We start from the raw sequence: 16,373 nt of genomic DNA on the forward strand, positions 1-16,373 counted from the left end.
CGCGGACAGCGAAAGGCGGCGGCCCCGTCGGAGGGGGTCGCCGCCTTTTCGGTGTCCCAGCGCGCCGAAGCGGCGCGGCGGGCTCAGCTGAAGGAGTCGCCGCAGGCGCAGGAGCCGGTCGCGTTCGGGTTGTCGATCGTGAAGCCCTGCTTCTCGATGGTGTCGACGAAGTCGATGGTGGCACCGCCCAGGTACGGGGCGCTCATGCGGTCGGTGACGACCTTCACACCGTCGAAGTCCTTCTCCACGTCACCGTCGAGGGAACGCTCGTCGAAGAAGAGCTGGTAGCGCAGGCCGGAGCAGCCACCCGGCTGGACGGCCACACGCAGGGCGAGGTCGTCACGGCCTTCCTGGTCGAGCAGGGCCTTGACCTTGGACGCGGCGGCGTCGGTCAGGACGATGCCGTCGGTGACGGTGCTGGTCTCGTCCGATACGGACATCTACATCTCTCCCGGGTTGTACGGAGACTGCTTGCCGACGGTTGCAACCGGCGGGGCCGCGGATTCATTCCGGGCCGGGCGCTTGTCTTTCGGTTTCTCTTCATGCTCGCACACGGCGTGCGAAGCGGAAAACGCCTCTTCGGGGAATACGCCTACCCTTCGCCGGGATTCACGTCACATCGACACGATGGACATCGTCAAAGTGACGTGAACCAGTTATGATAGATAGCGTCAAATCGACGAGAAGTCGATGAAGGTGTCCCGCATGACCCGCCGGGTCCGGTCGTTCCGGTCCCGGCGAGCCGCAGAACAGAAAGGGTGCGTGTCGTGACCACCGCCCAGACCCAGGAGCTCGACGTACAGCCGACGCCCCTCGCCCTGCTGCTGCTCGGCCGCGAGGCCGACCCGCGGAGCGAGCGCGGTGTCGAGTGCCCCGGTGACCTGCCGTCGCCGTCCGACCCGGACCTGGTCGAGCGCGCCCGCGCGGCCAAGGCGAAGCTCGGGAACAAGGTCTTCGTGCTCGGCCACCACTACCAGCGCGACGAGGTCATCCAGTTCGCGGATGTCACCGGCGACTCCTTCAAGCTGGCCCGGGACGCGGCCGCGCGCCCGGAGGCCGAGTACATCGTGTTCTGCGGCGTGCACTTCATGGCGGAGTCGGCGGACATCCTCACGTCCGACGACCAGAAGGTGGTCCTGCCCGACCTCGCCGCCGGCTGCTCGATGGCCGACATGGCGACCGCCGAGCAGGTCGCCGAGTGCTGGGACGTGCTGACCGAGGCAGGGATAGCCGAGCAGGTCGTCCCCGTCTCGTACATGAACTCGTCCGCCGACATCAAGGCCTTCACGGGCAAGCACGGCGGCACGATCTGCACCTCCTCGAACGCCAAGCGTGCCCTGGACTGGGCCTTCGAGCAGGGTGAGAAGGTCCTGTTCCTGCCCGACCAGCACCTCGGGCGCAACACCGCCGTGCGGGACATGGGCATGTCCCTGGAGGACTGCGTCGTCTACAACCCGCACAAGCCGAACGGCGGACTGACCGCCGACGAGCTGCGCGCCGCGAAGATGATCCTGTGGCGCGGCCACTGCTCGGTGCACGGCCGCTTCAGCCTGGACTCGGTGAACGACGTGCGCGAGCGCATCCCGGGCGTGAACGTCCTCGTCCACCCCGAATGCAAGCACGAGGTCGTGGCCGCGGCGGACTACGTCGGCTCGACGGAGTACATCATCAAGGCCCTGGAGGCCGCCCCGGCCGGCTCCAAGTGGGCCATCGGCACGGAACTGAACCTGGTGCGCCGGCTGGCGAACCGTTTCGCGCCGGAGGGCAAGGAGATCGTCTTCCTCGACAAGACGGTCTGCTTCTGCTCGACCATGAACCGCATCGACCTCCCCCACCTGGTCTGGGCCCTGGAGTCCCTGGCCGAGGGCAACCTCGTCAACCGGATCGAGGTCGACAAGGAGACCGAGGCGTTCGCCAAGCTGGCCCTGGAGCGGATGCTCGCGCTGCCGTAGGCCCTGCCGTGGCCCCGAGGCTCACCCCGGCACGGGTTTCCGGTCGGGGTGAGCGGGGTCGAGGCTGAAGACGGTGCCGTCGGGGGTGGCCACGACCAGGGCACCGTCGAGGAGCCGCACCCTGGGGGCGGACCAGCCGGAGTCGTTGCGTTCGGCACGCGGCAGGGTCTCCCACAGCAGCGTGCCCCTGTGCGCGTCGAGAGCTCCCACCCGGCCGCTCTCACTGACCAGGTACACGGCCCGCGTCCGCGGGTCGTAGGTCGCCTCGGACGGATGCTCCAGGCTGGTCGGGGTCTGCCACAGCCGCTCGCCGGTGCGGACCGAGACGGCGGTCACCCGTCCGCTGGAGGTGGCGAACCACAGCGTCCCGTCCGCCAGCGCCACCTGCCCGGCGTACTTCTCCGCCAGCCGCGTGGTGCTGCTCGCACCCGTCTGCGGGTCCACGAGCCGTATCCGGGCGACCGGCGCGCCCTCACCCATGAGCACGCTGCCCTCCTCGTCCTGGGTCAGGTCCAGGAAGAGGAGCCGGCCCTCGAAGGTGCCGAGGAGACCGGACTGGCGCGGCACGGTGAGCCGGCGGGTCGAGCCGTCGGCACGGTCCAGTGCCAGGACCAGGGAGTCGGCGGGCTCATCCGCCTCCGGGCTGCACTGGAGGTACAGGCCCTCGCCGGCCCCCGCGAATCCGCAGAAGTGCTCCGGGGGCAGCTGTGCCGTCCAGCGCGCCGCGCCGGTGCGGGGCGAGCGGGCCGTCACGGTGCTGCCGCCGCTGTCCGGGAGCACGACGACATCGCCGGAGAGGGTCGTGTCGGCCCAGTCGTCGTTCACCACGCGCTGCCAGAGCCGCTTCCCGCTTCCGGTGTCGTAGGCGACGACCCTGGTCATGCTGTCGGCGGCGCCGTCGGGATGGAAGAGCTGCTGGACCAGTACCGCGTCGTCCCGGACGCCGAGCAGCGTGAAGTCGTACGAGCCCCTGCCGTCGCCGTGGCGCACCGGCTCGGCGCGCCAGACGGTCGCACCCGTCCGGCCGTCCAGACGTACGGGCAGGATGCCGTCGCCCGCGCAGTACACGGTGCCCTCGTACACCTGGCAGTCCGGCCGGCCCCGCATTCCGCCGCCGTCCGTGCCCAGTGGCTTGCGCACTCCGTGCGCGGCGGTCTCGAAGACGGTCGACTGCCACGGCTTCCAGCCGGTGGGCGGCGCCGCCCACCGGGACGCCGCCGACGACGGGGGGCGGCTCGGCTCGTGTCCGGTCTCCGTCCCCTTCGTCCCCAGAATCAGATAGGCCGTCAGGCCGAGGGCGACGGCGCCGAGCGTGCCGGTCGCGGCCAGCAGCGGGCGGACGCGGTCGCGCCGGCGGGAACGCGAGACGTCCACGGGGTCGGCGAGGGTCGCGGAACGGGTGCCCGCGGTGGCCGGGAACTCGTCCATGCGCAGGGTCACGGTGGCCTGATCGCCGTCCGTCGGCTCGGGCAGGGCGGTCGCGAACTCCCGCGCCAGTTCGTCCAGTCCGGGCCGGCCCGCGGCGTCCTTGGTCAGGCAGCGCGCCAGCAGGCCGCGCAGCGGATGGCCCAGCCCGTCCAGCACGGGTTCGTGGTGCACGACCCGGTAGGCGGTCAGATACGGGCTGTCGGCGTCGAAGGGCCCACGTCCGGTGACGGCGTAGACCAGCAGGGCCCCGAGCGAGAAGACGTCCGAGGCGGGGCCGACCGTGCGGGCGTCGGTGAGCTGTTCCGGGGACATGAAGGGCGGGGTGCCGATCATCTGGCCGGTCTCGGTCAGGGTGTTGTGGTTCTCGGCCGCCCGGGAGATGCCGAAGTCGATGACGCGGGGGCCGTCGTCGGCCATCAGGACGTTGGCGGGCTTGAGGTCCCGGTGCACCACGCCGGCCCGGTGGATGTCGCGCAGGGCCTCCACCAACCCCAGCGCCAGCCGCCGCAGTTCGCTCTCGCGCAGTGCGCCCCGGTCGCGGATCCGCTGGGCGAGCGAGGGGCCGGGCACGTACTGGGTGGCCATCCAGGGCCGTACCGCCTCGGGGTCGGCGTCCACCACCGGCGCGGTGAAGGCGCCGCTCACCTTGCGGACGGCCTCGATCTCCTGCCGGAAGCGGGCGCGGAACACCGGGTCCTCGGCGTACTGGGCGTGCACCACCTTGACGGCGACCTCACGGCCGGAACGCGATCTGCCCCGGTACACGGCGCCCATGCCACCGGCACCGAGCCGGTCGAGCAGCTTGTACCCGCCGACCGACCTGGGGTCGTCCTTGCGCAGCGGCACGCCCGGCGTTCCTCCCCCGTGTGACAGTTCGAGGACTCAGGATACGTAACGGAAAAACGGCGGAGGCCGGGCACCGTACCGTCGTGGGTTCGGTGCCCGGCCTCCTTCGGACGGGACGGTCACACGGACGCGGGCTCCGGCTCGTCCGAGGACGAGGACGAGGCCGAGGAGTCGTCCGGCGTACCGGCCTTCTTCGCGCGCTTCGCCGCCCTCTTCTTCGCCCGGCGCTCCTTGCGGAGCTCCACCATCGCGTAGAGCGTCGGGACGAGGAGCAGGGTCAGCATCGTTGACGTGATCAGACCGCCGATGACCACCACCGCCAGCGGCTGGGCGATGAAGCCGCCCTCGCCGGTGACTCCCAGGGCCATGGGCAGCAGGGCGAAGATCGTCGCCAGCGCGGTCATCAGGATGGGCCGCAGCCGGTGGCGACCGCCCTCGACGACCGCCTCCACGACACCGTAGCCCTGCCTGCGGTACTGGTTGATCAGGTCGATCAGCACGATCGCGTTCGTCACCACGATGCCGATCAGCATCAGCATGCCGATCATCGCGGGGACGCCCATCGGGGTGCCGGTCGCCACCAGCAGGCCGATCGCGCCGGTCGCCGCGAACGGGATCGACACCAGCAGGATCAGCGGCTGGACCAGCGAGCGGAACGTCGCCACCAGCAGCATGAAGACGATCGCGATCGCCGCCAGCATCGCCAGGCCCAGGTTGGCGAAGGCCTCGTCCTGGTCCTCGGACACCCCGCCGATCTGCGCGGTGGCACCCGCCGGGAGCGTCAGGGCGTTGATCTCGGCCTGGAGGTCCGCGCTGACCGCGCCGGTGTTGTCGCCGGTCGGCTTGGCGGTGATCGTGGCGGCGCGCCGGCCGTCGATACGGGTCATCGAGACGGGGCCGTCGACCAGCTTCACGTCCGCGATGTCGCCCAGCTTCACCGGGCCGAGGCGCAGGTTCCGCAGTTCCTTCAACGTCCCGGCCGGCTTCGCCGACTTGATGACGATGTCACGCTCGGTGTCGTCGAGGGTCGCCTGGGCCGCGGTGGTGCCGCGGACCGCCTGGGCGACGGCCATGCCGAGCGTCCGGTCGTCGAAGCCCGCCGCGGCCGCCTTGCCGTTGGCCTTCACCGAGATGCGCGGCACGCTCTGCGCCAGGTCGCTGGTGACGTCCGTGACGTCGTCCAGGCCGGCCACCGCCTTGCGGACCTCCTCGGACGCCGCGCGCAGCACGTTCGCGTCGGCCGCCTTCACGACCACGCTCAGGTCCTGGGCGCCGAAGCCGTCACCGGCGGCGACGGTGGTCGTACCGATGCCGTCGAGCTTCTTCAGACCCGCCTCGATGCGGCCCTGCACGTCCTCGGAGGACGCCGAGTCCTCCAGCATCACCTGGTACGACGCCTGGTTGGTGTCGGTGCCGCCGCCGAAGGCCGCCATGAAGCCGGACGAGCCGACGGTGACCTGGTAGTCCTTGACACCCTCGATGCCGGCGAGCAGCTTCTCGACCCTTCGGGCCTGCGCGTCGGTCGCCGCCAGGCTGGTGCCCGGCTTCAGCTCCTGCTTGACGGTGAGGACTTCCTGCTCGCCCTGGTCGAAGAAGTTCGTCTTCAGCAGCGGCGCCATGCCGAACGTGCCCACGAGGACGACGATCGCGAGCAGCACGCTGGTCAGCCGCCGCCGGGTCGCGAAGCGCAGCACGGGGACGTAGAAGCGCTGCAGCCTGCTCCTCGCCTCCTTCTCCTCCGCCGCCCGACGCGCTTCCTCGGCGTCCTCGGGCGTGCCCTTCGGGGCGCGCAGGAACCAGTACGACAGCACCGGTACGACCGTCAGCGAGACCAGCAGCGACGCCAGCAGCGCGGCCGTCACCGTGAGGCTGAACGAGCCGAACAACTCGCCCACCATGCCGCCGACCAGGCCGATCGGCAGGAAGACGGCGACCGTGGTGAGAGTGGAGGAGGTGACCGCTCCGGCGACCTCGCGGACCGCCTTGAGGATGGCCTCCTGGCGCTCCTCGCCGTAGCCGAGGTGCCGCTTGATGTTCTCCAGGACCACGATCGAGTCGTCGACGACCCGGCCGATGGCGATGGTGAGCGCGCCGAGCGTCAGCATGTTCAGGGAGAGGTCCCTGGTCCACAGCACGATCAGCGCGAGGACCACCGACAGCGGGATGGACACCGCGGTCACCAGCGTCGAGCGGATCGACGCGAGGAAGACCAGGATGACCAGGACCGCGAAGAGCAGGCCGAGCGCGCCCTCCGTGGTCAGCCCGTCGATGGACTTCTCGACCGCGGGCCCCTGGTCGCTGACCACGGTGAGCGTGGCTCCCGGGCCGAGGTCCGCGCGCAGCTCCGGGAGCTTGTCCCGTACCGCGTGCGAGATCGCGACGGCGCTGCCGTCGCGGTCCATGGTGACCGCGACCGCGAGCGACGGCTTGCCGTCGGTGCGCGTGAGGGAGTCGGCCGGGGCCTGCTCCTGCTCGACACGGGCCACGTCACCGAGGCGTACGGGCTTGTCGGCGCCCTCGCCCGTGACCATGAGGTTCTCGATCTGCTTCAGCGAGGTGAAGCCGCCGCCCACCCGGACCGTGCGGTTGCTGCCGTCCTCGTCGAACGAGCCGGCCGGGACGGTGGCGCCGCCGGCCTGCAGGGCTTCGGAGAGGGCGGCCGAGGTCAGGCCCGCCTTGGCCAGCTCCGCGTCGTCCGGCGTGACGGTGACCTGCAGGTCCCGTACGCCGTCGACGGTGACCTGGCCGACGCCGTCGATGTCCTTCAGGTCCGGTACGAGGGACCGGTCGATGCGGTCGGCCAGGGCCTGCTGGTCCTGGCCGGAGGTGACGGCGAGGACGACGGTCGGGATGTCGTCGGTGGAACCGGCGATCACCTGCGGGTCCACATCGTCCGGAAGCTGGGCGCGGGCGCGGTTGACGGCCTGCTGGACGTCCGCGACGAGCTGCCGGGTGCCGGGGCCGTAGTCGAAGGACGCCATGATCAGGGCGTTGCCCTCGCTGGCCGTCGAGGTGACGCCGGTGATGCCGTCGACGGCTTCGAGGCTGTCCTCGATGGGTTCGACGACCTGCTTCTCGACCACGTCCGGCGACGCGCCCTGGTACGGGGCGAGCACCGACACCATGGGCAGTTCGATGGAGGGCAGCAGTTGCTGCTTGAGCTGAGGTATCGCGATCGCCCCGAAGGCCAGGGCGATGATCGACACCAGGCCTATGAGGGCACGTTGGGCGAGGCTGAATCTGGACAGCCAGGACATGCGTCAGGGTCTCTCTTCTGTGAGCGGCAGAAGGGCAGGAGGCGTCCGTGGCACACGGATGTGTCACAGATGAGCGCCGCCCTTACACCCTGAGCCATACGGCACCCCGGTTTCCTAGGCCCCAGGTCCATTTCCTTATACGGCGCATACTCCTGGCGCAGTACGCCGCTTCGAGGTCACTCCACCCTTGGACGTACCAGGCCCGACTCGTACGCGATCACCACGAGCTGGGCCCGGTCGCGGGCGCCGAGTTTGGACATGGCCCGGTTGACGTGCGTCTTCACGGTCAGTGGGCTGACCTCCAGGCGTTCGGCGATCTCGTCGTTGGAGTGCCCGCCGGCCACCTGGACCAGCACCTCGCGCTCCCGGCCGGTGAGGGCGTCGAGCCGCTCGGAGCGGGCGGGGTCGCGGTCGCCGTCATCGCTGCCGCCCTGGGCGAGGAAGCGGGCGATCAGGCCCTTGGTGGCGGCCGGGGAGAGCAGGGCCTCGCCACCGGCCGCGATACGGATGGCGCTCAGCAGTTCGTCCGGCTCGGAGCCCTTGCCGAGAAAGCCGGAGGCGCCGGCGCGCAGGGACTGCACGACGTAGTCGTCGACCTCGAAGGTGGTCAGGATGACGACGCGGACCTGGGCGAGAGCGGGGTCCGCGCTGATCATGCGGGTGGCGGCGAGGCCGTCGGTGCCGGGCATCCGGATGTCCATCAGCACGACGTCCGCCCGCTCCTGCCTGGCCAGCCGCACCGCCTCGGCCCCGTCGGAGGCCTCGCCGACGACCTCCATGTCGGGCTCGGAGTCCACGAGCACGCGGAAGGCGCTGCGCAGCAGGGCCTGGTCGTCGGCGAGCAGGACGCGGATGGTCATGCGGGGTCCTTCGCGAGGCACGGGGCGGGTGGCTTGGCGCTGAATGAACTCCCCGGGAGGGCCCGTGAGTTCCGTGGCTCGCTCATCCGGTGCCCTCCGCGGCGCGGGTGCGACCCTCGACCGGCAGGATCGCGTGGACGCGGAAGCCGCCGCCGTAGCGGGGGCCGGTGGTGAGGGTGCCGCGCAGGGCGGTGACGCGCTCACGCATGCCGAGCAGGCCGTGGCCGCCGCCGTCGGGGGCGGCGTCGTCGCCGGTGCCGTCGTCGAGGACGGTGATCTCGATGTTCGGGCCGACACGGACGACGCTCACCTCGGCCTTGGCCTCCGCACCGGCGTGCTTCTGCACGTTGGTGAGGGCTTCCTGGATCACGCGGTAGGCGGCGAGGTCGACGGCGGCGGGGAGTGTGGTGCCCTGGTCCGCGCGGGCGACCTCGACCTGGAGGCCCGCGCTGCGGAAGGTGCCGGTGAGTTCGTCGAGGCGGTCGAGGCCGGGCGCCGGCTCGGTGGGGGCCTCCGGGTCGCCGGACTGCCGGAGCAGGCCGACGGTGGCGCGGAGTTCGTTGAGCGCGGAGCGGCTGGCCTCGCGTACGTGGGCGAGGGCCTCCTTGGCCTGGTCGGGCCGCTTGTCCATGACATGGGCGGCGACGCCGGCCTGGACGTTGACGAGGGCGATGTGGTGGGCGACGACGTCGTGCAGGTCCCGGGCGATGCGCAGGCGCTCCTCGGCGACCCGGCGGCGGGCCTCCTCCTCGCGGGTGCGCTCGGCTCGTTCGGCGCGTTCGCGGATGGCGGCGACGACGGCGCGGCGGCTGCGGACCGCGTCACCGGCGGTGGCGCCGATGCCGGTCCAGGCGAAGATGGCGAGGTTCTCCTGGGCGTACCAGGGCAGGGGGCCGGCGAGCATGGCGGAGCCGGTCAGCACGGTCATGGTGAGCAGGCCGACGCGCCAGGTGGTGGGGCGGTCGGTGGTCGAGGCGACGGTGTACAGGGCGATGACCGCCGACATCGCGACGGGGGCGCGGGGGTCGCCGGTGACGGACTCGACGAGGGAGACGGTGCAGGTCAGGGCGAGGACCGTCATGGGGGCGCGGCGGCGCAGGACCAGGGCCGCGGCACCGAGGACGATGAGGACGAGACTGAGTGCGTCGGGGGTGCGCAGGCCCCAGCTGACGCCGCTCTTCCCGTGCGGGTCCACGAACGAGCCGGCCACCATGCAGGCCAGTACGGCGACCGCCAGCGCCGCGTCCAGCGCCATGGGGTGCGCCTTGAGATGCCGCCGGGCGCGGTCGAGGATGCTCACGCTTGCTTACGGTACGGCGTGCCCGCGGAGCCCGGTACGGGGGCCGACCGGACTCAGCAGCGCGGGGCGTGTGCCCCCGGAGCACACGCCCCGGGGCGTGTGCCCCGAGCCGTCCTCAACCCGGGATCAGCCCGTCGTCACTCAGCAGCTCCCGGACCTCCTCCAGGGTCGCGTCCGGGGAGGGCAGGATCAGTTCGGACGGTTCCAGGGAGTCGTCGGGCAGGGGGTCGCCCAGTTCGCGGACCTTGGACAGGAGGGCGGCGAGGGTGCGGCGGAAGCCGGGGCCGTCGCCGTTCTCCATTTCGCGCAGCAGCTCGTCGTCGAGCTTGTTCAGCTCGGGCAGGTGGCTGTCGGACAGCTTCACCTGCCCCTCACCCATGATCCGGACGATCATGTCGCCCATCTCGCCCTCCTCGGCGTGGGCCCCGCCGTCGGCTACTGCTTGTCGAAGCGCGGGGTGTCCTGCGGCTGGTGCTGGGACTGCTGCTGCGACTGGGCGCCGTTGCCGCCTTCGATGGCCTGCTGGCCGGCCGCCGGGCCTCCCGCCAGCTCCGCCTTCATCCGCTGCAGTTCCAGCTCTACATCCGTACCACCGGAGAGCCGGTCCAGCTCGGCCTGGATGTCGTCCTTGTGCATGCCGGACTGGTCGTCCAGGGCACCGGAGGCGAGGAGTTCGTCGATGGCTCCCGCACGGGCCTGCAGCTGCGCCGTCTTGTCCTCGGCACGCTGGATCGCCAGGCCGACGTCGCCCATCTCCTCCGAGATGCCCGAGAAGGCCTCGCCGATGCGGGTCTGGGCCTGGGCCGCCGTGTAGGTGGCCTTGATCGTCTCCTTCTTGGTGCGGAAGGCGTCGACCTTCGCCTGCAGGCGCTGGGCCGCGAGGGTGAGCTTCTCCTCCTCGCCCTGCAGCGTCGCGTGCTGGGTCTCCAGGTCCGTCACCTGCTGCTGGAGGGCGGCGCGGCGGGACAGCGCCTCGCGGGCCAGGTCCTCGCGGCCCAGCGCGAGCGCCTTGCGGCCCTGGTCCTCCAGCTTCGACGACTGCTGCTGGAGTTGGTTGAGCTGGAGTTCCAGGCGCTTGCGCGACGTGGCGACGTCGGCGACGCCACGACGGACCTTCTGGAGCAGCTCCAGCTGCTTCTGGTACGAGTAATCGAGGGTCTCGCGCGGGTCCTCGGCCCGGTCAAGGGCCTTGTTCGCCTTCGCGCGGAAGATCATCCCCATACGCTTCATGACACCGCTCATGGGCTTCGCGCGCCCCCTTCTGACGTCCAGCTCCAGCTCTGCGACAGAACCCACAGTACGGGCCCTGCATCCATTGACGCACTGTTCGGGGACGGATGCGCTCATCCCCGAGGACGACTGCTGACGCCCGCGCTCCGGCGTAAGGAGTAGGTGACTCCCGGGTGGGTCGGGAGCGGGCCCATGGTTGAGCTCGCGGTGTCCACCCGGTGCCGCCCGTGTGCCTTTCCCGTGACCGTCGGACGGACCGTCTGCAACGTCCTCTCTGTCCCCCTACGACGACTGGTGTTGCCGGATCGTTCCCGGCCGGGCTGGGGTCCAACCCCCGCCACCCCGTACCCTTGGGTTTTGTGTTCCGTAGCCGTGCCAAGGAAGAGAAGGCCCAGGCCGCCGACAAGGCGCTGGTGACCGACTCCACTCAGACCCGTCACCCCGAGGCCCCGAAGGGCCGCCCCACGCCCAAGCGCAGTGCGGCCCAGTCGCAGCGTCGCAGCGTGGCCAACACGTCGATGACGCGCAAGGAGGCCGCCAAGCGCCAGCGCGAGGAGCGCCGGGCCGCCCTGGAGAAGCAGCGCCAGGCGCTGGCCGGGGGCGACGAGCGGTACCTGCCGGCCCGTGACAAGGGCCCGGTCCGCAGGTTCGCCCGTGACTTCATCGACTCGCGTTTCAACGTCGCTGAGTTCTTCCTGCCGATGGCCGTGATCATCCTGGTGCTGAGCATGGTCCGGGTCGCGTCGCTGCAGAACATCGCGCTGCTGCTGTGGCTCGTCGTGATCGTGCTGATCGTGCTCGACTCGGTCGTCACCGGCTTCCGCCTGAAGAAGCGGCTCGCCGAGCGCTTCCCGGACGACAACAGGCGCGGCGCGGTCGCCTACGCGCTGATGCGCTCCCTGCAGATGCGCCGGCTCCGGCTGCCGAAGCCTCAGGTCAAGCGCGGAGAGCGGCCCTGAGCACGACCGCTTTTTCCGGGGGTGCGGCCGATGCCTGGCTGAGCAAGCTGGGCGGGCTGCGTGATGTCGTACGACAGGAGCTGGTGGCCCGGCAGCTCGACGAGCAGATAGCCGGGCGGTTCCCGGTCGGGCAGCGGCTGCGGGTGCTCGACGTGGGGATGGGCCAGGGCACCCAGGCGCTGCGGCTGGCCAGGGCCGGGCACCAGGTGACCGGCGTCGAGCAGGACGCGAAGATGATCGCGACGGCCCGTGAGGAGCTCGCGGGCGAACCGGAGGGGATCCGGGAGCGGGTCCGTATCGTCCAGGGGGACGGACGGGACACCGGCGTGCACTTCCTGCCGGGCAGCTTCGACGTCGTGCTCTGCCACGGTGTGCTGATGTACATCGAGGAGCCCGATCCGCTGCTGGCCGGACTTGCCCGGATGCTCGCCCCGGGCGGACTGCTGTCGCTGCTCGTGCGCAACGGCGACGCGCTGGCCATGCGGCCGGGGCTGGCGTCGGACTGGGCCGGTGCGCTGGCCGCCTTCGACACCACCGCCTACCGGAACCGACTGGGGCTCGACGTACGGGCGGACCGGCTCGCCGAGCTGACGGCGACGCTCGCGGGGATCGGGGCGCCGCTGCACGCCTGGTACGGCGTGCGGGTGTTCACCGACACCGCGGCGGACGGGGCACAGGTCCCCGCGGACGTGGAGACGTTGCTGGCGGTGGAGGAGCGGGCGGGGAAGACGGACCCGTATCGGAGCGTCGCCGCGTTGCTGCATCTGTGCGGGGTGCGCGGCTGAGCTCGTTCGGGTGAGCAGCGCAGGCCGACACCGGTTGGCGAAGCGAGACTCGGGGCATGGATGCTCGCCGTCTCCGCGCCCCGCGCCCGGTCGCCGCCCTGCTGTGCTGCCTGGGTCTGCTTCCGGGGTGCTCGCACTCCCCGGCCGCGGGCTCGGGCGAGAAGGAGGACTCGGCGACGCGGGCCGCGCAGGCCGCGGCGCCCGGGCGGGCGGTCGACGATCTGCAGAACGGCTACCTGAAGGTGATCGAGGACGTACTGCCGTCGGTCGTGCAGATCCAGGCCAGGACCGATCTGGGCTCCGGCGTGGTCTACGACGGCCAGGGGCACATCGTCACCAACGCGCATGTCGTCGGCACGCAGGACAGCTTCCGGGTGACGACCGCCAACAGCGAGGACACCCTCACCGCACGGCTCGTCTTCTCGTATCCGCAGCAGGACCTCGCCGTGATCAAGCTGGACAAGGCGCCGAAGGGGCTGAAGGCGGCGCGGTTCGGGGACTCGGCGAAGGTCGAGGTCGGGCAGATCGTGCTCGCCATGGGTTCGCCGCTCGGGCTGTCGTCCAGCGTGACGCAGGGCATCGTCTCGGCGACCGGACGGACCGTCACCGAGAGCCGTGACAACGGCGGTACGGGCGCGACGATCCCCAACATGGTGCAGACGTCGGCCGCCATCAACCCCGGCAACAGCGGCGGGGCACTGGTGAACCTCGACGGCCGGGTCATCGGCATCCCGACCCTCGCGGCGACCGAACCCGGTGCGGGGGAGGGCGCGGCGCCCGGCATCGGGTTCGCGATCCCGGCGTCGACCGTGCAGATGGTCGCCGACCAGATCGTGAAGGACGGCAGGGTCACCGAGTCGGGCCGGGCGGCGCTCGGCATCACGGGCCGTACGGTCGTGAACGACGACTACGAGGTCGCGGGCGTCGCCGTCGTCGAGGTGACGGCGGGCGGGGCGGCCGACAAGGCCGGGATCGAACCCGGGGACGTCATCACCCGGCTCGGTGACACGGACATCGACACGATCACCTCACTCGCCCAGGAGCTGGCCTCCGACCGGCCGGGCGAGCGGACGACGGTGACGTACACGCGCGACGGCGAGGAGAAGACGGTGGACGTGACGTTGGGTGAGCAGTGAGGGGGCGGCCGGGTGAGGGCCCGGTCGCCCTCACCCCGCCCGTCGGCTACGACGCGTCGGCGTGCAGGCTCATCGGCCCGTAGATCTCCGCGGAGTCCTCGAAGAGCCGCACCTGGTCCGCGCCGCCCTCCTGGAGGGCCTTCCAGTGCTCCCCGATCCAGGACTCGGCGTCGCCCTGGGTGGTGAACTCCTCGGGCTCCACCGCGGGCTGGACCTCCGCCCCGTCGGCCTTCTCGAACCGCCACGTCCATGCCGCCATGTACGCCTCCCAGGTGTCAGCACGTGCAGTACGGAAGCCGGTTAGGGTCCGGCTCCCGCCCTGAGCGTATGTGCTCCGTCAGGTGCGCCGTAAACAGAGCGCGCGTTCGGTTCACGTGCTCGGTGCGCCCACGAGGGCCCTCGGGCGCGCAAGATCAGTGGCGACCGGCGAAAATCGGTCCGTGGAACTGACTCTGCTCGGCACCGGTGCCCCCGCGGGACTCCCCCGCCCCGACTGTCCCTGCGCGGCCTGTGCGAGCGCGCTCGGTGATGACGCGCGGGCGGCGACCGCCCTGCTCGTGGACGGAACGCTGCTGCTCGATCTGACGCCGGGGGCGGCGTTCGCGGCGGCTCGGGCGGGGCGTTCGCTCAGTGGTGTACGGCAGGTGCTGCTGTCCCACCCGCACGACGGACCCGCCGTCGAGGTGCCGGCGGGGCTGCCGCAGCCCGGCCGGGTGCCGGACGGACGGGAGTTGACGCTGCTGACGGGACATCGGGTGCGGGCGGTGGCGATGGACTCTCCCGGCACCGGGTACGCGGTGACCGGGCCGGACGGGCAGCGGCTGCTGTATCTGCCGCCGGGCGGCTCGCCGGCCGGACTGGAGGAGGGGGCGGTCGGGATGTACGACATGGTGGTCGCCGATGTCGTGAGGCGGCCGGACGCCCTTGCCAGGCTGCGGGCGGTGGGCGCGGTCGGACCGACGACCGATGTGGTCGCCGTCCATCTGGACCATGACGTGCCGCCGGGGCCCGAACTGCGGCGGCGGTTGGCCGCGGCGGGGGCGCGGGCGGTGCCGGACGGGGAGACGCTGGTGGTGGGGGCGTACGAGGACGTGCCGGACGTGCCCCGGCGGACCCTGGTGCTGGGCGGAGCCCGGTCCGGGAAGTCGGTGGAGGCGGAACGGCGGCTGGAGTCCTTCCCCGAGGTGCTGTACGTGGCGACGGGGGGCAGCCGGGCCGGGGACACGGAGTGGGCGACGCGGGTCGCCACGCACCGGGAGCGGCGGCCGGGCTCGTGGCGGACCGTCGAAACCTGTGATCTGGTGCCGCTGCTGGCCGGGGACGGGGCGCCGTTGCTCATCGACTGTCTGTCCCTGTGGCTGACGGACGCGATGGACTCGGCCGGCGCGTGGGACGACGCGGTGTGGGCGGAGAGCGGCGAGCGGGTGCTGCGGGAGCGGGTGAGGGAGCTGACGGACGCGGTGCGGGCCACCCGGCGGACCGTGGTCGCGGTGTCCAACGAGGTGGGCTCGGGGATCGTCCCGGCGACGGCGTCGGGACGCCGCTACCGGGACGAGCTGGGACGGCTGAACGCGGCGTTCGCCGGGGAGTGCGAGCAGGTGGTGCTGGTGGTCGCGGGGCAGGCGATGGTGCTACGCGGATGAGGCCGGCGCCGCCGGCTCCTTGCGGGCGATGACGCGGTACGCGTTAGCGAGCGGCGTGCGGCGCAGCACGGGCGCCAGGAGCAGGTCGAGGGCCCAGGCCGCGGCGATCAGGGGGGCGCCCAGCACCGCCAGGTACGGGGAGACCAGGCCGCTGAGCACCCGGGAGGTCGTGACCGCGAAGTCGTACGGGGTGTGCGGGGCGCGGTCGATCGAGACGACCGCGCAGCCCTGGGAGCGGAGTTCCTCGCAGAGCGTGGCCAGGGGCAGCAGGTGGAGATGGCCCGGGCGGCTGTGCGGGGTCCACCAGGCGCCGAGCAGCAGGGCGAACGCGCCGCGCGGGTTGGGGAGTTCGAGGACCAGGTGGCCGCCGGGGCGCAGGACCGCGAGGGCGGCCCGGAGTTCGGCGCGCGGGTCCGGGGCGTGCTCCAGGTGGCGGAACATGCTGACGACGTCGTAACGGGTGCGCAGCCGGGTCGTGACGCGGGGGTCCGTCAGCCGGCCGACGTAGGCCTCCTCCACGCGCTCGGCCACGCGGGCGTGCAGGACGCGGTCGGTCGGGTCCAGGCCGTCGAACGCCGTGTACGGGAAGAATTCCCTGGCGGCCTCCGGGAAGCGGGCGTCGCCCGTGCCCACGTCCAGCCAGCTCTCCGGCTCACCGAGAGGCAGTGCCGCGCGGGCGGCGGCTCTCAGACGGCGGGCGGGCGCCTGCCGCGCGAGCCACAGGTACCGGGGGACGTAGGTGTGTTCCCGGCACGGGGCGAGAGTGAACGCGCAGGCGGCGTGGCGGCGTTGGGCGGGTGCGGTCGCGGTCATGGTGGCTCCCGGGCGCGAGGACGTACGACGGGGGCGTACGGCGGGGCGGACGGCGGGACGGTGCGAGCATGCCCCGACAATCCGCTGCAAAACGGAACGTATGGGATGGCGATCTTGGGTGCAACGACGTCACGCCGACGCGGCGGTGCCGTGGCGGAGCCCGG

14 protein-coding genes are annotated in these 16,373 nt (G+C 71.8%); 5 read left to right on the top strand and 9 right to left on the bottom strand.

Translation table 11 applies throughout. From position 1 onward, the window contains the following. Nucleotides 1-83: 83 nt before the first annotated feature. A complete protein-coding gene (gene erpA / locus ACWCPI_RS04245) occupies nt 84-440 on the bottom strand; it encodes an iron-sulfur cluster insertion protein ErpA (RefSeq protein WP_019756460.1) in 357 nt (118 codons plus the stop codon). Between the two features lie 327 nt (nt 441-767). Here erpA and nadA point away from each other — a divergent pair, with 327 nt between their 5' ends. After that, nucleotides 768-1,952: a quinolinate synthase NadA gene (nadA, locus tag ACWCPI_RS04250; RefSeq protein ID WP_048585181.1), complete on the top strand. Its 1,185-nt coding sequence runs from the start codon at nt 768-770 to the stop codon at nt 1,950-1,952. A gap of 21 nt (nt 1,953-1,973) precedes the next feature. Here the strand turns inward: nadA and ACWCPI_RS04255 are convergent, their stop codons facing one another. The 6 genes from ACWCPI_RS04255 to ACWCPI_RS04280 all read right to left on the bottom strand — a co-directional run bounded on the left by ACWCPI_RS04255 (nt 1,974) and on the right by ACWCPI_RS04280 (nt 10,858). Further along, nucleotides 1,974-4,226 (bottom strand): protein kinase domain-containing protein, encoded by a 2,253-nt coding sequence (locus tag ACWCPI_RS04255; RefSeq protein ID WP_451036644.1) that lies wholly within the window; start codon nt 4,224-4,226, stop codon nt 1,974-1,976. Nucleotides 4,227-4,345: 119 nt separating this feature from the next. Beyond that, the gene (locus ACWCPI_RS04260) at nt 4,346-7,483 is read right to left on the bottom strand and encodes an efflux RND transporter permease subunit (RefSeq protein WP_451036645.1); all 3,138 of its coding nucleotides are present in this window, start codon (nt 7,481-7,483) and stop codon (nt 4,346-4,348) included. 176 nt (nt 7,484-7,659) lie between these two features. Next, a complete protein-coding gene (locus ACWCPI_RS04265) occupies nt 7,660-8,343 on the bottom strand; it encodes a response regulator (RefSeq protein WP_451036646.1) in 684 nt (227 codons plus the stop codon). Between the two features lie 82 nt (nt 8,344-8,425). Beyond that, the gene (locus tag ACWCPI_RS04270) at nt 8,426-9,643 is read right to left on the bottom strand and encodes a sensor histidine kinase (RefSeq protein ID WP_451036647.1); all 1,218 of its coding nucleotides are present in this window, start codon (nt 9,641-9,643) and stop codon (nt 8,426-8,428) included. A 115-nt stretch (nt 9,644-9,758) separates the two neighbouring features. Beyond that, complete coding sequence (gene pspAA, locus ACWCPI_RS04275) at nt 9,759-10,037, bottom strand: PspA-associated protein PspAA (RefSeq protein ID WP_451036821.1); 279 nt, start codon at nt 10,035-10,037, stop codon at nt 9,759-9,761. 41 nt (nt 10,038-10,078) lie between these two features. Further along, entirely contained in the window at nt 10,079-10,858 is a 780-nt protein-coding gene (locus ACWCPI_RS04280; protein WP_451036822.1) for a PspA/IM30 family protein, read from the bottom strand. 335 nt (nt 10,859-11,193) lie between these two features. Between ACWCPI_RS04280 and ACWCPI_RS04285 the strand changes: the two genes are divergently transcribed. The 3 genes from ACWCPI_RS04285 to ACWCPI_RS04295 all read left to right on the top strand — a co-directional run bounded on the left by ACWCPI_RS04285 (nt 11,194) and on the right by ACWCPI_RS04295 (nt 13,753). Continuing rightward, nucleotides 11,194-11,832 (top strand): DUF3043 domain-containing protein, encoded by a 639-nt coding sequence (locus ACWCPI_RS04285; RefSeq protein ID WP_451036823.1) that lies wholly within the window; start codon nt 11,194-11,196, stop codon nt 11,830-11,832. Nucleotides 11,833-11,915: 83 nt separating this feature from the next. After that, complete coding sequence (locus ACWCPI_RS04290; protein ID WP_451036648.1) at nt 11,916-12,617, top strand: class I SAM-dependent methyltransferase; 702 nt, start codon at nt 11,916-11,918, stop codon at nt 12,615-12,617. A 56-nt stretch (nt 12,618-12,673) separates the two neighbouring features. Beyond that, nucleotides 12,674-13,753: a S1C family serine protease gene (locus tag ACWCPI_RS04295; RefSeq protein ID WP_451036649.1), complete on the top strand. Its 1,080-nt coding sequence runs from the start codon at nt 12,674-12,676 to the stop codon at nt 13,751-13,753. A gap of 46 nt (nt 13,754-13,799) precedes the next feature. Here ACWCPI_RS04295 and ACWCPI_RS04300 read toward each other — a convergent pair whose 3' ends face one another. Continuing rightward, entirely contained in the window at nt 13,800-14,012 is a 213-nt protein-coding gene (locus ACWCPI_RS04300) for a hypothetical protein (RefSeq protein ID WP_451036650.1), read from the bottom strand. 181 nt (nt 14,013-14,193) lie between these two features. Here ACWCPI_RS04300 and ACWCPI_RS04305 point away from each other — a divergent pair, with 181 nt between their 5' ends. Next, nucleotides 14,194-15,396: a bifunctional adenosylcobinamide kinase/adenosylcobinamide-phosphate guanylyltransferase gene (locus ACWCPI_RS04305; protein ID WP_451036651.1), complete on the top strand. Its 1,203-nt coding sequence runs from the start codon at nt 14,194-14,196 to the stop codon at nt 15,394-15,396. On the opposite strand, the gene ACWCPI_RS04310 is transcribed toward ACWCPI_RS04305, so the two are convergent. After that, on the bottom strand, nt 15,385-16,209 hold the full coding sequence (locus ACWCPI_RS04310) for a class I SAM-dependent methyltransferase (protein WP_451036652.1): 825 nt from the start codon (nt 16,207-16,209) through the stop codon (nt 15,385-15,387). The two genes, ACWCPI_RS04305 and ACWCPI_RS04310, sit on opposite strands and share 12 nt — an antisense overlap. Nucleotides 16,210-16,373 lie beyond the last annotated feature (164 nt).

Source organism: Streptomyces sp. NPDC001920 (assembly GCF_053594495.1).

Bases quoted from the DNA above. Each gene is read 5' to 3' on its own strand.
- erpA (WP_019756460.1), bottom strand. From the start codon at position 440: ATGTCCGTATCGGACGAGACCAGCACCGTCACCGACGGCATCGTCCTG.
- ACWCPI_RS04260 (WP_451036645.1), bottom strand. From the start codon at position 7,483: ATGTCCTGGCTGTCCAGATTCAGCCTCGCCCAACGTGCCCTCATAGGC.
- ACWCPI_RS04265 (WP_451036646.1), bottom strand. From the start codon at position 8,343: ATGACCATCCGCGTCCTGCTCGCCGACGACCAGGCCCTGCTGCGCAGC.
- pspAA (WP_451036821.1), bottom strand. From the start codon at position 10,037: ATGATCGTCCGGATCATGGGTGAGGGGCAGGTGAAGCTGTCCGACAGC.
- ACWCPI_RS04280 (WP_451036822.1), bottom strand. From the start codon at position 10,858: ATGATCTTCCGCGCGAAGGCGAACAAGGCCCTTGACCGGGCCGAGGAC.
- ACWCPI_RS04295 (WP_451036649.1), top strand. From the start codon at position 12,674: ATGGATGCTCGCCGTCTCCGCGCCCCGCGCCCGGTCGCCGCCCTGCTG.
- ACWCPI_RS04300 (WP_451036650.1), bottom strand. From the start codon at position 14,012: ATGGCGGCATGGACGTGGCGGTTCGAGAAGGCCGACGGGGCGGAGGTC.
- ACWCPI_RS04310 (WP_451036652.1), bottom strand. From the start codon at position 16,209: ATGACCGCGACCGCACCCGCCCAACGCCGCCACGCCGCCTGCGCGTTC.